Raw genomic sequence first — 15550 nt, forward strand, 5'->3', positions numbered from 1 at the left:
GGAAAAGGAAAGTTAATTGGGTACGGAATGTTATTTAGCTACCGAGAATTGATAAATGGACTGGCTCTGATAAGTTTCGCCTGGTTTCAATACCGTTGTCGGAAAGGACGGCTGATTTGGGCTATCTGGAAAATGCTGCGTTTCCAAAGCAAATGCCGTTCTGAAATCATCTTTATGATTGCCTTTCATGGCATTTTTACTTTGCATAAAATTCCCGCTGTAAAACTGCAGGCCCGGCTGATCGGTATATACGCGCATCATAATCCCGGTTTTATCACCGGTCACTACAGCGACAGCATCATTCGCGCCATGTGGATTCAACACAAAATTATGGTCATATCCTTTTCCATTCTCCAATTGAAGGTTTTTAACCTCAATATCCTTCCCTATAGTTTTAGGTTTTGTGAAATCAAAGGGCGTAGCTTTTACACCCTCCATTTTTCCAGATGGAATTAACGTGGCATCAACCGGGGTATATTTGTCTGCATTGATTTCCAGCAAATGATTCAATATACTTCCGCTCGCTGAGCCATTCAAATTGAAAAAAGCGTGGTTGGTTAAATTGACAATCGTGTTTTTATCGGTTGTCGCTTGGTAATTGATTTTAAGGGCATTGTCGTCAGTTAAAGTATAAGTTACGGTCACCTTCAGGTTTCCAGGGAAGCCTTCTTCCATATCTTTTGATAAGTACTGAAGTTCTAAAGTTTGTGGGTCCGGCTGTCTGGCTTCCCAAACTACATCCTGATAGCCTTTTTTTCCGCCATGTAAGGTATTCGGCCCGTTATTGGTAAAAATCTGGTAGGCTTTCCCATCCAGGTTAAACTGTCCTTTCGCAATCCGGTTGCCATAGCGACCGATGGTAGCGCCAAAATAAGGTTCTGTAGAATTCTGGTAGCCATCAATACTGTCAAATCCAGCCACTACATCTACCAATTTCCCTTCTTTATCCGGAACAAATAGTCCAACCAGCCGGCCACCAAAATTGGTGACCAGCGCTTTTGAACCAAACTTATTTTTAAGACTGTACAGGCGAACCGGTTTACCGTCAATTTCTTTTTCAAAGTTTTCTGCTGCGATACTCGTCGTAGCTGAAAGGCCTTGACTTGTGCTATCTGAAACACCTTGATTTCCTGCAGACTTTTCCGAAGTCGATGTACAGGCCGCTGCGAAGAGCATCGTGCCTACCGCTAAAGCTGGAATAGTTTTATTTAAATATGCTTTCATTACCTTTTATTTAACTTATCGTCCAATAATTTCATAGAATATCCACCCACTACACTACGTGCCTGGAAGCCAACTTGTTTTCCGTCGGTAGTCTCATGCCAGTCGCTCATAGGCACCCTGTCTGTAGTTTCTACTGCAAACTTGTATATCGGATTGACCAGCTGATCGAAGTCTGCTTTGTTGTCCGTCAATGTTGCCGTCCAGATGATCCAGTCGGATTTGGTATAGGTCCTGCGACTATCCAAAGGCAAGCCGTAAGCTTTTTGCTGTTTCAGGTAAAACTTGATTTCTTTGTCATAAACAGCCTTAGGAAAAATATCCAGCTTCAGCACTTTATCCCATACCAGGTTGTATTTTTGGCTCCAGCTGTCTTTGTTGTCGAAAGTCAAGGCATAATGGTCTCCGGCATCAGCCATCTGCATCCATTTTTGCGCCATTTCTTTGGCCATATTTTTATACTTCGCTGCGATCTCCGTTTTTCCTAATTGTTCCGCAAGCATACCATAACTGCCCAGGGCAACGATCGCTTTAACCGATAAATTGGCATTACGCGCCAGGTGACCCGCAAAATCATCCGTACAAAGCTGGTTGGCTGGATCAAATCCTTCTTTACTCAGGTAATCTGCCCAGATGCTCAGCGTTTCCCAGTGTCTTTTTGCGTACTCCGCATTGCCTTCCACTTTGGCAAGGGCAGCAGTTAAAATGATCATGTTTCCAGACTCTTCTACCGGCATATCTTCGCCGTAAGTTTGTCCGTTTCCTAATGGATAAGTACCGATATCATGCGCTGCATAAGGCTTTTTCCATCGGCCACTTTCACTATAATAAAAGATACCATTCATCATGCCTTTCAGCAATTCTGGATTATAAACTAGGAATAATGGTGCAGAAGGATACGTGATATCTACCGTATTGATAGAGCCGTTACTAAAGTTCTCTTTCGAAAGAAAAAGCAATTTCCCATCCGGGCTTTTCACTAATTTATGAGCAGAAATCGCCTGTCTATAAGCCAATACACAAAGTTTCGCATATTTTTCGCCTCCGGCATCCAATACACTTTTATACATCGAAGCATCAAATTCATCACATCTTTTCAGGAGTTGTTTGTAACTGTCGGCAGCAATGACCAATTCATTTTCGAAAGTCTTATCTCCATCGGTATTCCAGTAGGCTTTCAGGTTTTTCCCAAAAAACTGGACCGATTCCAGGTCGTCATAACCAAGCATCACATATTGGTCTTTTGGGGTACTTCCTACCTGTCCGAAAGAAAGCTCAGTACTCAATGATAATTTGGTGCCGATAGCAGAAGTTGATTTAGCCGCTTGATCAGGTTTCACAAAGGCATCAACCGCATCTTTTAAAGGCAGCACATATTGAACGCTCGAAGCTCCAGCCGGCGTAGCTACATATAAATAACCCCAATCTATTCTAAGGTCATCACCAGCTCTGCTCATGATCTTCTGATCCACAGTTCCTGCTTTCAGTACAGAAAGGCCTTTTGCATTTGCTTTGGATACTTTTACCTTTTGTCCGCCAGTATTCACGGCAAGATTGGTGGAAGCATTGAAAAGTATGGCTACCTGATGCGGTTTCTGATCATTGGATTTTACGCGATAAGTCAGGTAAGAGATTGGTCTTGAAATCAGGTTCAAATCGTCCATCAGTAAAGGAGAAGTGAAGGTTAATAACAGGTCTACCCCTCCTGCTTTGAACTCATAACGCGTTTGCGTAGCAGTGATGTCTACCTTTTTTTGACTCGCCTGGGCAAGTGGTTTTACCGCTGGAGCAGAGGAAATCAATCCGGCATCCAGCCATGCGTCACCAATGGTATTCTTAATATGAACAGCCAGTACATTTTTACCTTTTTTAAGGTTTTTCAATACCGCGTCTTTTAAAGGGATATAAGAAAAGCGGTTGCTGGTCCATCCAATAAAGCTATAAATCAAATCACCATTCAGGAAAACTTCCACGTTATCATCGTGGTTCAGTTTTAAAGTCAGTTCTTTTAAGGCAGGATCTTTGAGTTCAAAAGTTCTCCTTACCCATAATTCTTTGGTGGTCCATGCGGTCTTTGCACCGTTCCTCAAATCACCAAATGGTGCTCCGGCAGTTTTCCAACCGGAAGCATTAAAATCAATACTTTTCCAATTTGCTGCCGGTGCAGATTCCGTATAGCTGAACTGATAATCTGCATCATCAGAGGTAGCCAGCACATTGGTATAAGGTTTAGACGCTGCACCCAAAAAACTGTAAGGAACGCCGTCAACCTTAATAATGCCTGTTAAGGATTGTTCTGTACCTGTCCAATGTTTGGTAACAGAGGAATTGACCTGATCCGTGGCAGACCAGACGCTAAAATAAGGATCGTGTGTAATTAAAGGATATGACGGCGCAATGCGTTCCTGAGCGGAAGCATTCCACAGCATAGCCGATAAACCTAAAGTCATCAATATTCGTTTCATATATTTTGTGGTGTGTTTCTGTGTTTGTGTGTTTTATATTTTTCGTATTCTATATCTCAATGTATCTAGACATTTAGATACATTGAGATATAAATACAAGCTATCTTGATCGGCAATCCTGTGTTCATATTTCAGCCCTTTACGTAGTATTTCTACGTTCTAACCTCTGTTTCCTACGTTTTGGCTTTGGTTAAAAATTAAGGCTTTACCAAATACAACCTGTCATTTGCCCCTTTGATTTTTGCTTCAGGGAGTTTTAAGATCCTGTCGTAGGTCATCAACCCATTTGTTTCCTGCTCCACATCGGTAGTCTGTGTATATACCGCAGCCGACAAACCTTTTTTGATTAAACCTTCCAGGCTTCGGATAAAGGAATTATACTTTTCGAAAAGTTCATCTGCAGTTTTAAATGACTGGTATCCCCAGTTGTCTTTATCCTTCCAGGTATGTCCTGCGACTGGCAAGCCTAACCCGCCAAATTCTCCAAGAACAATCGCATGTGTAGTCCCAAAAAGATCCGGTCTTGGCATTTTTGGTTCTGGATAATGGTGTAAATCGACGATATCACCAGTGATGACGTGATTGCCGCCGCTAGCACTATTCACCAATCTGGAAGGATCTTTTTTCTTGGTCCATTCTGCAATTTCCTTCGTTTTAAATTGCCCCCATGCTTCATTGAATGGTGTCCACACTATAATTGAAGGAAAATTATGAAGGTCGTCCATGATTTTACTCCATTCTTTGCGGTACATGGCTTCTGATTCCGGAGTCCGGTTTTTATCGGTTCCTCCCATTGTGCCTAGATTCGGCTCCCAGTGGTTCCCCAGATCGCCACTCGGCATATCTTGCCATACCAGCATGCCCAGCTTATCGCATTCGTAATACCACCTTGCCGGTTCTACTTTAATGTGCTTGCGAATCATGTTAAAGCCCATTTCTTTGGTTTTTATGATGTCGAAAATCAAAGCTTCTTCTGTAGGCGCAGTATATAAACCATCTGGCCACCAACCCTGATCTAACGGACCATATTGGAATACAAATTCATTATTGATCAGCATTCTTTCAATGCCATGCTGATCCTTCGCCATGGATGATTTACGCATGGCGAAATAACTGCCTGCCTGATCAATCACTTTTCCTTTACGGAGCAATTCAATTTTTAAATCATATAAGAAAGGGCTTGTTGTAGACCATAATTTTGGGTTTTCAATGGCTAAAACCACCTCTTCCTTAATGTAGGCTTCTTTTTTAGCTACTTCATTTTTACCATCAAATGCGGTGATTCTGACCTGATCACCCGCTTGGGCAGCTGCAACAGTTACATTTACAGAAAGTGTTTTTGCATCAATATCCGGCGTATGTTTTGTAGAAATCAGATGTGTTTTTGGAACGCTTTCCAGCCAAACGGTCTGCCAGATACCGGTAACCGGGGTATACCAGATTCCTTCTGGCTTCCTCACCTGCTTCCCTCTTGGCTGCGGCCCTTCATCTGTAGGGTCCCAAACACGTACTTTGATCTCCTGTGTGCCGCTTTTTTTAAGCAGACTGCTGATGTTAAAAGTAAATGGGTCGAAACCACCTTCATGCTTTCCTGCGCTTTTGCCGTTCACAAAAACCTCAGCCTGCCAGTCTACCGCACCGAAATGCAATAACACTTCTTTATTTTTCATAGCAGCAGGGATGGTAATGGTATTTTTATACCACAATACACTGTCTTTACCTACTGTTTTTCCTACTCCTGACAATGCTGATTCTACCGCAAAAGGGACAAGGATGCTGCCTTGATATTTAACCGGTTCATTCTGATCTTTTGGCGTTATCGCATAACTCCAAAGGCCATTCAGGTTTTTCCAGTTTTCTAAGCGAACCAATTGAGGGCGGGGATAATCCGGCAGTGGGGCTTTCGGATTCACCTTTTCCGCCCAAGGGCTTGTGATTCTATCTTTAATTAATGTCCAATTTTTTTCTTGCGCGGGCAAGGAGGAATAGCTCAGCACCAAAAGCAGTGCGCCGGATAGTAGTCTCTTCATAAATTTCAATATTTGGTAATCAAATATTGGAATTTACTCTTTAGATCGTCCTACAGTTTTGTATCATAATTTCCTCATTTCGTCTCTATTTAATTAAAAATGAGCGGATAAGGGTTTAAAGGCATTTATGCCGCTTATTACTCTTCTAATTGTCTGAGTCGGGCATAGATCTCCATCATTGCAGCCTGATCAATTAAAGTTTTCTCTTTACGCCCGCCAAGCAGGTTTGCGGCATCCCGTTCTTCGGTCCAGATCCGCTGCGCCTCATTTCTGAAAATATGGATCCAGTCAGGATTCTTGTCAATTTTATAAAGTTCGATATTCCCACGCAACAAGACCGCATTAAACCAATAATGTCCGGGTAAACGATGGTCTTTAAAAAAATAACTTTTCGCCGCTTTCGAGATCTGCTGTGCCTCTGTTAAATATTTCTTTTCAGCAGTGATACCAAACAGTAAGGCATTGGCTTGAAGCATTGCCCCCGTATTATAGGTATAGAACTTGCGGTCGATCTCCCCGGAAGGTAGCTTTATCGCGTCATAAAATAGTCCTTCCGGAGCACGAAGGGTTTTATTGGTCCAGTGGTACACTGCTAAAGCAGTCTCCATGTATTTTTTCTCTTTGGTAATCTTATATAACTGCAAAGCGACTAATATAGCAGGTGCATTGGAACATGTATTTTTGGTACTGAAATCTCCTTCCTTCCAGTATAAGCCTCCACCAGCTTTCTCATCTATTCCTGTCATCATATAATCGTAGACCATGATCGCCTTTTTCAGGTATCCGGCCTCCCGGCTACGGTTATACGCATCTAGGTAAGCAATAGCGATCCACTGGTTATCGTCATAAAAACGGGAGCTCAACCGTTCGGCCGTTACATAATCCTGGTATGCCACAGGCGATTTCTCACTATAATATTGATCAATCGCTTTATTTACAGGTTTCAGGTATTCCTGCCCTGCATCTAATGCCTCCATTTCATTTGCTGCCTGAACCAATGCACAAAGCGGCCATAACCAGGAGTGTGGGTTTTCTTTTTGTATGGAATCCGTAGTTTCAAAATACAGACCGGTCTTCTGGTCCCTCAAAAGGAGGTTGATGTTTTTATGAATCGTTGAAGTATAATCTTTTAAATTAGCTGTCTTTTCTTTAGAAACGGAAGATTGGGCAAAGGCAGCGGAATTTATCGTACAAGCGATGCAGGCAAAAAATGTAAATGTTCTTCTCATAAATCGTTTATTTTGACGAGCTGGTTAAATGGTTTAAAGCTTTACGTAAGCTAAGGGCTTTTGACCAGCCTTTATTCAGCAAAATAGATCAATGTTTCAACAAAAGGAATCATTCTGAAAGTACAAGTGACTGATATCTGGCATTTTATAATAAACTTGCTTTTTACACACACAGAAACCATTTATAAATTATGAACCTCAGGAAATCCATGCTGTTGATGCTGGTTATGACTCCATCATGGCTATTTGCTCAAAATGAATCCAACGGGCAATACATTTTTAACCGAAGTCCGCTAAATACAGCGGCTTACGTACAACTGCCATTGGGCAGTATCAAAGCCAAAGGTTGGCTGCTAAAACAACTTCAGCTGCAAAAAGATGGTGCCACAGGAAATGCGGAAGCACTTTATCCGGAAAGCGGCAATTTGGGTGCTGATTCCGACTGGCTAGGTGGTACCGGCGAAAGCTGGGAGCGCGCCCCCTATTATGTAAAAGGACTGGTGGCATTGGCTTACACCCTTGGAGATCCCGAATTAATAGCAAAATCAGAAAAATGGATCAACTGGACATTAGATCACCAACAGCCTAACGGTGCTTTTGGCCCCCTTAAAATGAATGACTGGTGGCCAAGGATGCCCATGATGTACGCGATTCAAAGTTATTATGAAGCAACTGGCGACAAGCGGGTCATTCCCTTTTTCAGCAAATATTTTAAATACCAGCTGGACCAGCTCGACCAAAAACCTTTATATGAATGGAGTAAATCCAGAACTGCCGACAACATAGAAATCGTCCTTTGGCTCTATAACAGAACCGGAGAAAAATCGCTTTTAGTATTGGCAGAAAAGCTGAAATCACAAGCCTATCCATGGGCAGCCATTTTTACAAACAACCAATTTTACCATTATGGAGATGATTTCCATACGAAACATAGTGTGAGTGTCGGGCAGGCGCTTAAATTTCCATCCGTGTATTCACAACTGAACAACAGCCCATTTTACAGGGAAGCGACTCAGAAAGGGATCGATCATTTAATGAGAGACCACGGACAATCCACCGGCATCGCCTCCGGTACAGAATTCCTTGCCGGAAGAAGCTCCTTTCAGGGAACCGAAACCTGTACCGTAGTAGAATGGATGCAGAGCCTCGAAACCGCAGCAAGGATCATCCATGATGCTCCACTTGGAGACCGACTGGAAAAGATTGCTTTTAACACTTTACCAGCGCAGTTTAGCAGAGACATCAAATCCCATCTGTACTATACACAACCGAATCAGGTGCTTTGCAAGCATGGCAATTCCGGCTTTGATGAAGATTATGATGGCGCTTTGCTATTGAGCCCCTACTCAGGAATGGGCTGCTGCAGGTACAACATGCACATGGGCTGGCCGTATTTCGTTAAAAACAGCTGGGCCGCTACCCCAGACAAAGGTCTGGCTGTAATTGCTTATGCACCAGTTGAAGTCAATGCTTTCGTCGCTGATGGCATTCCGGTAAAACTCCAGGTGATGACCGATTACCCTTTCGAAGAAGAGATCAACATAAAAGTAAGACTGGAAAAGTCAGCCCAATTTCCTTTAAAGCTCCGCATTCCGGCATGGTGCAAAAACCCCTTAATTACTGTGAATGGCAAAATCTTGCCAGGGGTTAAAACCGGTCAGATTTATACCGTCAGCAGGATATGGAACAGCAATGACCTGGTTAGCCTGAAGTTCCCAATGGAAGTAAAATTGAGCAATCAGGTCAATCATTCCGTGACTGTAGAACGCGGGCCAATCGTTTACGGACTGCAGATGGATGCCAAATATGGCATCAGCAAAAAAAATCCTGTTGATGGCTTTTTCGATTATGAAGTCGCTTCCGGTTCCCCCTGGAATTATGGATTGGTGCGCTCAGGCAAGGATCTTAAAAAAAGCATCAAAGTTCAGCGTACTGCCATGCCCGAAAACCCTTTTATACAAGCCAGTACGCCGGTAAAATTAAGGGTCAAAGCAAAGAGAATTCCTTCCTGGACTATGGCCTATAACAAGATGCATTCCCTGGAAGTTCCGCGAAGCCCGGTGGCCTCCTCCGAACGGACAGAAGAAATCACCCTGACACCATTCGGATCAGAAAACATCAGAATCAGTAATTTCCCGGTGATCGGTGTACCAGAAACTGGAGGAAAAACCTATAAAGAAAACTTCAGCAAAGCCACTCTAAAAGATTGGCTCCTCTATGGTGGCAGCTGGTTTATTAAAGATGGCGCCATCCATGCCGCCTCTAACAAAGGATCCTGGGGATATGGCATACATGGTTCTAAAGCCATCGCCAGCAACACCAATTTTAAGGACCTCAGTTATGAAGCAAAGGTAAAGCTGAGCTCCACAGGTGATGCAGGGCTAATGTTTAGAGTAACAGATCATGTGATCGGAGCTGATGCTTATAATGGCTACTATCTAGGCATCAATGCCGAGTCTGGACAGATACAATTGGGTAAGTCTTCCCATCAAAAATGGCTCCTGCTGGCATCTGCACAGCAGCAGCTGGAAATTGGCAAATACTATCCAATTAGAATAGAAGCGAATGGAGCTGACATCAAAGTATACTTTAACAATGGAATAAAGCCTATATTTTCTGTGACCGATGGGGAATTTAGCACCGGAGCTATTGGCGTCAGGGCATTTGATGCACTGGCTAGTATCACCGATTTACAAGCACAAGCAATTAAATGACAGGCATTCCCCCTGAATTGTTCATCATATGATTTTAACTAGTCGCATTTCCCCCCTTAACTTGTCACTTTTACACATCCTAAGGTGCTCGGTATTCCTTTAAATTTGAATAAACTAATTAGAAAAAACTCATGGCAACTCAAATTTTTGTTAACCTAGCCGTTAACGACCTCAACAAATCTATAGCGTTTTTTACCAAACTTGGTTACAGCTTTAATCCGAAATTCAGCGACGAGAAAGCAACCTGCATGATCATCAGTGATACCATTTACATTATGCTGCTGACCCGTCCTTTCTTTCAGACTTTCACTAAAAAAGAAATTATTGATGCTCACAAGTCTTTGGAGTGTTCAATTTGCATATCAGCTGACAGTAAGGATGCGGTTAATGAAATGGTAGATAAAGCAGTAGCGGCAGGTGCCACCATACCAAATCCGGCCACCGACTACGGCTTTATGTACCAGCACAGCTTTGCAGATCTTGATGGTCACCACTGGGAATTTGTATGGATGGATCCTAACGGCGCACCTGAACACCAGGAATAATTTTAAAGGAGGATAAATTATGGCAGAAAATAAATTAATAAGGATGGACAATGTCGGCATCGTTGTGGAATCGCTCGATAATGCCATCCTTTTTTTTACGGAGATTGGTTTAAAACTTGAAGGGCGGGCCATAATTGAAGGAGAATGGGCCGGTCGTGTAACCGGCTTAGGCGATCAACACGTAGAGATTGCCATGATGGTTACCCCTGATGGCCACAGCCGTCTGGAGCTTTCCAAATTTCTCCACCCTGCTCCTGTTTCAGACCATCGTATATCCCCTGTAAATACACTCGGTTATTTACGTGTCATGTTCACCGTTGAAGATATCGATGAGCTGGTAGCCAGGCTCATCAAAATTGGTGCTCAGCTCGTCGGAGAAATCGTTCAGTATCAAGACTCCTACCGACTGTGTTATATTCGTGGAGCAGAAGGTATTTTGATTGGTCTGGCAGAACAAATAGCCCTAAATAAGGATTAGAATAACTTTATAACGGTCAGGGTAAAAATGATGCACAAAAACAAGAAGAAGTGAAATACCAGCAGGTAAAAACAAGGTTTGACCAGGTAGCAGTCAATTATTCCGCTCAAATGGAGGCACATTACGGCAATCCTCCAAGGACTAAAGCCTTTAAATTTTTGGAAAAAGAATATGATACACTTAAAAATCAATTGAAACACTTACCCGGAAAGCCAGGTTAAGCAACAGCCATCTTTCATTCCCGATGAGATCAGGAATACTATGGAATTTAAACTTAAAGAACATAAGTCAATTTTGAAGTTGACCTATGTTCTTCAGGATATTATTTTAAAATCCTTATCTCATTTTATTGTGCTGCTGGAGGATGCTGAATCCCCCAGTTTTCATTAGGATGTTCCCCCATTTCCAAGGTCAGTTTCCCTCCTTTTAGTAATTCTGTAGCAGGAAACCAGAAGGAATTTAGGGCTTTGCCATTTAATGTAGCAGATTGCACATATTTATTAGCTCTGGAGGCATTGGCGGCTTCAATGGTAAAGCTTTTCCCTCTGCCATACAATTCATTCAAGTGAATGGTGACTTTCGGGAAGATCGGGCTTCCGATTTCATAGATCGGATTGACACTGGCTCCCCCATCTGTTTGAAAGAGGCCAATGGCATTCATGATAAACCAGGCACTCATTTGCCCCTGATCTTCGTCGCCCAGATAAGCATTTGCCGGTCCGTATCCATAGAAACGGTCCAGAATAGAACGGCTCCACTTTTGGGTTAACCATGGCTTTTCTGCCCAATTAAACAGGTAAGCAAAATGCATCGATTGCTGGTTGCCCTGGATCACCGGATAATCCCAATATTGATCCCCTGGCGCATTAAAGCGAAGCTTATGGCTTTCTCCGAATCCCCATGACAATCGGTCTGTGAAACGCTCTTTCCCTATTTTATGGATCAATCCAGGAATATCCTGCGGCACAAAATAGGTCAGCTGCCAAGCGTTGCCTTCCACATAATGCTCGTTGGCACCTGATTTAAATGGATCGAAACCCGGAAACCAGCTGCCATCAGATTTCTTCAGACGTGCATATCCTGTTGTTGGATCGAGCACATTTTTCCAATATCCGGAACGGTCCTGGAACTCTTTGTATTCTTTATCTTTTCCTAGTGCCTTCGCAAATTGTCCAACTGTCCAATCGTCATAGGCATATTCTAACGTATTGGAAAAACGACCTTTGTCGTAAGGCACAAATTTATATTTCAGGTAAGGTTCCAGGTCTTCATTACCTGCAAAACCAGCAGTCCCAACCTTTTGAGCGGGGGTCGTCTGCATTTTATAGACCGCTTTAAAAGCCTTCTGCGCGTCAAAATCACGAATCCCCATTTGGTATGCACCTACTATTAAAGGAATCTCATGTTCAGCCACCATGACCGGAACATAATTCATCCCGGCAGGGCCTTTAGAAAGCCAGCCATTGGCATCATACATCGCCAATTGCGATTTTACCCATTTGGAGGACCATTCTGGGGTAGCCAGGTTCCAGAACTGATTCAGGTTCCAGAAAGTATTCCAGAAGGCATCGCAGCCCAGCGCTAATGCTTCCGGATCTTTTAACTGCTGCACGCGCTTTGAGGCATCTACCCAGCTTCCATCTACATCACTCCATGTATTCCGGCTGGCTAAAGCCCGGAACATATTGCTATAAAAGCGCATCTTTTCCCTCCGGTCATTGCTACTGATTTCCAATCGGCTAAACCAGTTGTTCCAGGTTGCTTTCTGAGCGGCGACCACTTTGGCGAAGCTCCAGCCAAAGGGCTTCGTGATTTCTTCTGATAAATTCTTCGCTGCATTTTCTACGCTGACCAAAGAAATCCCTGTTCTTACCTGTACGGCCTGGTTTTCCCTCGTATCAAATTCGACGAAGGCACCCGCATCTTTTAAATCTTTTATCCCGATAATGTCGGTTTTGGCAATACTGCCATTTGTCCAGGTTCCATATTTTTTAATCGGGCGGTCAAATTCCATTACAAAATGAACCGTATAATCCTGATTTACACCGCCAGACCAGGCGTCTTTTGTAAACTGCTTGCTGGAACCTTCTATGCGGTAATCACTTACTTTTTTAAGCGTCACCTCTTTCAATTCATAGCTATATTCGGCAGGGATCATTAGGTCGATCATTAACCTGGAATTTTCTCCCTTAGGATAAGTGTAGCGCTGGAAACTGGCCCTGGTGGTTGCCGTAAGTTCTGCTTGAATCTGATAATCTTTCAGCATCACTTTATACACCCCAAGAGGCGTCTCTTCCGTGCTTTTATCAATTGCAGATCGGTATCCGCCGGAGGTATTGTGCTGATCGCCCATTTTGATCTGCAAGGCTCCGCTGGTAGGCATCATGCCCAGACCGGCCATCGTCCATTCATGAATGTGACTAAAAGTACCAATGCTTTCGAAAGTAGGATCATAGCCACCCATCCAACCAGAATTCTGGTTATCTGGACTTAATTTCACCATCCCAAAGGGCATCCAGGGCCCAGGGGCAATCATCCACCTGGAATGTGCCGAGCCTAGTTTCGTATCTACATAATCAGCGGGGCTAGCTATTTTTTGAGGAGAACGCTTGATTTTCCCTTTCTGAACTACACGACCATTTACGAGAATTTCATACTCACTATTTGTGGGCTTAGTAACCGCAGGCATAGGCACTTCAAACTCGTATCTTGAGGTATCCAGCTGCGTGCTAAAGACCTGTTTCTTGTCAAGTTTCACTACAAGCACCGGTTTTCCCTGCAAATGAGCTACATCCAACAACAATGGCTGAAAATATTGCTTATTTTTCTCGACCAGATAGTTTGCCGCTTTTACCTGACGAATATAAACCTCGCCGGGTTTTACCACCTGCAAACCTGAAGGCCCTTCCAGCTTTACCTGATCAAAAATCAGCCAGGAACCAGAAAGTGAAGTCAGCTGGATTTCGTTTCCTCCATTCCTCAGGCTTTCAACTGGAATCGATAGTTTGTAGGATTTAGCGTTGGTTAAATCACCCTTCAGGGAACCTTCTTTATACGGTCTTACCGGCAGCTGGCTTGTGCTGGCTTTTCCATTTACCGTTACCTTAACCAGTGGTGGCAAATTGCCTTTATAATCCAATAGCTCAACAATCAGAGTTCCTTTGCTGTTTCCAGCGACATTTCCCAAACCAAACAAGATGTTCAAAACCTGCGAGCGGATGCCGGAAGTATTTCCTGTTCCGCCCCATTCATCTGCAGGTCCTGGCATGGCATAGGGCCAATCCTTTGCTGCATCCGAATAACCAACCAGGTAAAAACGATCTTCCCATCCAAAATCTGATGCTAAAAAATGAGCATAACCTGAGGGTGCAAGCGCCATACCAGCACTGCTATGATCAGACTTCCCTATTTCCCAGATCGTTTTTTGCTGTGCGGAAACCATAGCGGTGATCCAACAGCAAACAAACATCAATATTGCGCTTTTCTTTATCATGATGACAGCCCTCAAACTTTCAATATTACTTTTTAATTTCAGTCGCAGCCCATTGTTTCAACAAGGCAATTGCATCGTATAAAACCCCTGCTTCCCCTCTAAATTCTCCAGATCCTTTAGGTTCCCCGTTTCTAACATCATACCATTCAAAAAAGCCTTTTTTGGCAAGTGTGCGGTCTACCATTGGCAGCAATTCCTGATAAGCTTCACTGACCATACCGTAGTTCATTAAAGCAGGCATCATTCGTCCGCCAAACCAGGTCCAGTCGCCACCATTTTGATAGTGATAAGCGGGCATATTAGGAAATTCTTCTACAGGATATGGCGGATAAACCGTGATTCCAATGGTGGCATGTTTCTCTTTTTTGGCAGCGGCTACGATTTGCTTATTGATTGCTGCAACCTCTGCAGGGGTATTGAAATCTGCCAGGATCGCACAGATGGAACCACCGATATACAAGATTTTATCTTCGTCAAAATTCTTTGAAAACGGACTGCCGTTTAAGTACAGGTGTGGTCTGTATTTTTGGGCATCTTTCATCCATAAATGAATGCGGACATTCTTTTTAATCTGATCAGCTACATTTTTCCAATTCTCTACGGCCTTGTATCCTTTAGGAGCCATGGCTAAAAAGTCATGAATTGCGATTACATACATGGCGTTATCATAAATATCGATCGCCATTTTGGTTTTGTCATTGATGGAAACTCCCCAACCGGTTTCTGGCTGTACATCTCCCCAATCTACGGTGGTTGCACCTGTTACTAAACCATGTTTCTCTGACCATCTTTCTTTCCTGATATAGCTAAAAGCATCTTCCATACGCTGCAGAACAGATTTTCCAGCAATTACTTCAGTCAGAATGCTGCGGTCATTGGTGACTTCAATATATTTCTTTACAGCCTGTACCAATGAGGATTCCTGATCCGTTTCCACGGTGTTTTTATGTGCAGCCCAACCCGGCAATAAGTCAGAATGACGATAATCATATCCTCCTGTTGCCTTTGTAGCTTCTACCACACCATCGACGATATTACCGTCTTGTCCTTGTATTTTAAAAAACATCAATAGGGCATTTTTCACCTCTTCTTTTGGTCTGACTTTTAGCGAGCCTTTTAGAAAAGTGTTAAAATCTCTGATCCAGATTTCACTATAGGATGTTCCTGCTGAAAAGCGGTCTAATAGTTTTAAAGCTTTCTTCTGAACGGTGTCTAAACGGGCATCTGCAAGGATTGTTTTCGCCAATGTTTTCCGGTCTTGCTTTTGTGCCTGGGCAGAAAAAGAAAGAAAAAACGCGGCGATAAATACATAAATAGTAGCTGATTTCATAAATCAAAAGGGTTTAAAATAAAAAATATAAATGGGCCTCCATGA

General features: G+C 43.1%; 10 protein-coding genes. 4 read left to right on the forward strand and 6 right to left on the reverse strand.

Features of this window, described 5'->3' with window-relative positions; all coding sequences use genetic code 11:
- Window positions 1–30 precede the first annotated feature (30 nt).
- From K7X70_RS19740 to K7X70_RS19755, 4 genes are all read right to left on the reverse strand, one after another.
- Entirely contained in the window at window positions 31–1224 is a 1194-nt protein-coding gene (locus K7X70_RS19740) for an aldose epimerase family protein (protein WP_255607436.1), read from the reverse strand.
- Window positions 1224–3686 carry a glutaminase family protein gene (locus tag K7X70_RS19745; protein WP_222538689.1) on the reverse strand — a complete coding sequence of 821 codons (2463 nt, stop codon included), beginning with the start codon at window positions 3684–3686 and terminating at the stop codon, window positions 1224–1226. The genes K7X70_RS19740 and K7X70_RS19745 overlap by 1 nt, the downstream gene beginning before the upstream one ends.
- 197 nt (window positions 3687–3883) lie before the next feature.
- Window positions 3884–5716: a glycoside hydrolase family 2 protein gene (locus tag K7X70_RS19750; protein WP_222538690.1), complete on the reverse strand. Its 1833-nt coding sequence runs from the start codon at window positions 5714–5716 to the stop codon at window positions 3884–3886.
- Between the two features lie 137 nt (window positions 5717–5853).
- On the reverse strand, window positions 5854–6945 hold the full coding sequence (locus K7X70_RS19755) for a glycoside hydrolase family 76 protein (RefSeq protein WP_222538691.1): 1092 nt from the start codon (window positions 6943–6945) through the stop codon (window positions 5854–5856).
- 191 nt (window positions 6946–7136) lie between these two features.
- Between K7X70_RS19755 and K7X70_RS19760 the strand changes: the two genes are divergently transcribed.
- The 4 genes from K7X70_RS19760 to K7X70_RS19775 all read left to right on the forward strand — a co-directional run bounded on the left by K7X70_RS19760 (window position 7137) and on the right by K7X70_RS19775 (window position 10903).
- Window positions 7137–9659: a beta-L-arabinofuranosidase domain-containing protein gene (locus tag K7X70_RS19760; protein ID WP_255607438.1), complete on the forward strand. Its 2523-nt coding sequence runs from the start codon at window positions 7137–7139 to the stop codon at window positions 9657–9659.
- 131 nt (window positions 9660–9790) lie between these two features.
- The gene (locus tag K7X70_RS19765; protein ID WP_222538692.1) at window positions 9791–10204 is read left to right on the forward strand and encodes a VOC family protein; all 414 of its coding nucleotides are present in this window, start codon (window positions 9791–9793) and stop codon (window positions 10202–10204) included.
- Between the two features lie 19 nt (window positions 10205–10223).
- The gene (locus tag K7X70_RS19770) at window positions 10224–10682 is read left to right on the forward strand and encodes a VOC family protein (RefSeq protein ID WP_222538693.1); all 459 of its coding nucleotides are present in this window, start codon (window positions 10224–10226) and stop codon (window positions 10680–10682) included.
- 50 nt (window positions 10683–10732) lie between these two features.
- On the forward strand, window positions 10733–10903 hold the full coding sequence (locus K7X70_RS19775) for a hypothetical protein (RefSeq protein WP_222538694.1): 171 nt from the start codon (window positions 10733–10735) through the stop codon (window positions 10901–10903).
- Between the two features lie 125 nt (window positions 10904–11028).
- Here K7X70_RS19775 and K7X70_RS19780 read toward each other — a convergent pair whose 3' ends face one another.
- Window positions 11029–14151, reverse strand: a complete 3123-nt coding sequence (locus K7X70_RS19780) for a GH92 family glycosyl hydrolase (RefSeq protein WP_255607439.1) — start codon at window positions 14149–14151, stop codon at window positions 11029–11031.
- Window positions 14152–14200: 49 nt separating this feature from the next.
- Window positions 14201–15505, reverse strand: a complete 1305-nt coding sequence (locus tag K7X70_RS19785; RefSeq protein ID WP_222538696.1) for a glucosidase family protein — start codon at window positions 15503–15505, stop codon at window positions 14201–14203.
- Window positions 15506–15550 lie beyond the last annotated feature (45 nt).

Source organism: Pedobacter polysacchareus, assembly GCF_019802255.1.
In the GTDB taxonomy this organism is placed as follows: Bacteria; Bacteroidota; Bacteroidia; order Sphingobacteriales; family Sphingobacteriaceae; genus Pedobacter; species Pedobacter polysacchareus.

Bases quoted from the DNA above. Each gene is read 5' to 3' on its own strand.
- K7X70_RS19765 (WP_222538692.1), top strand. From the start codon at position 9,791: ATGGCAACTCAAATTTTTGTTAACCTAGCCGTTAACGACCTCAACAAA.
- K7X70_RS19750 (WP_222538690.1), bottom strand. From the start codon at position 5,716: ATGAAGAGACTACTATCCGGCGCACTGCTTTTGGTGCTGAGCTATTCC.
- K7X70_RS19770 (WP_222538693.1), top strand. From the start codon at position 10,224: ATGGCAGAAAATAAATTAATAAGGATGGACAATGTCGGCATCGTTGTG.
- K7X70_RS19780 (WP_255607439.1), bottom strand. From the start codon at position 14,151: ATGTTTGTTTGCTGTTGGATCACCGCTATGGTTTCCGCACAGCAAAAA.
- K7X70_RS19785 (WP_222538696.1), bottom strand. From the start codon at position 15,505: ATGAAATCAGCTACTATTTATGTATTTATCGCCGCGTTTTTTCTTTCT.
- K7X70_RS19755 (WP_222538691.1), bottom strand. From the start codon at position 6,945: ATGAGAAGAACATTTACATTTTTTGCCTGCATCGCTTGTACGATAAAT.
- K7X70_RS19745 (WP_222538689.1), bottom strand. From the start codon at position 3,686: ATGAAACGAATATTGATGACTTTAGGTTTATCGGCTATGCTGTGGAAT.
- K7X70_RS19760 (WP_255607438.1), top strand. From the start codon at position 7,137: ATGAACCTCAGGAAATCCATGCTGTTGATGCTGGTTATGACTCCATCA.
- K7X70_RS19740 (WP_255607436.1), bottom strand. From the start codon at position 1,224: ATGAAAGCATATTTAAATAAAACTATTCCAGCTTTAGCGGTAGGCACG.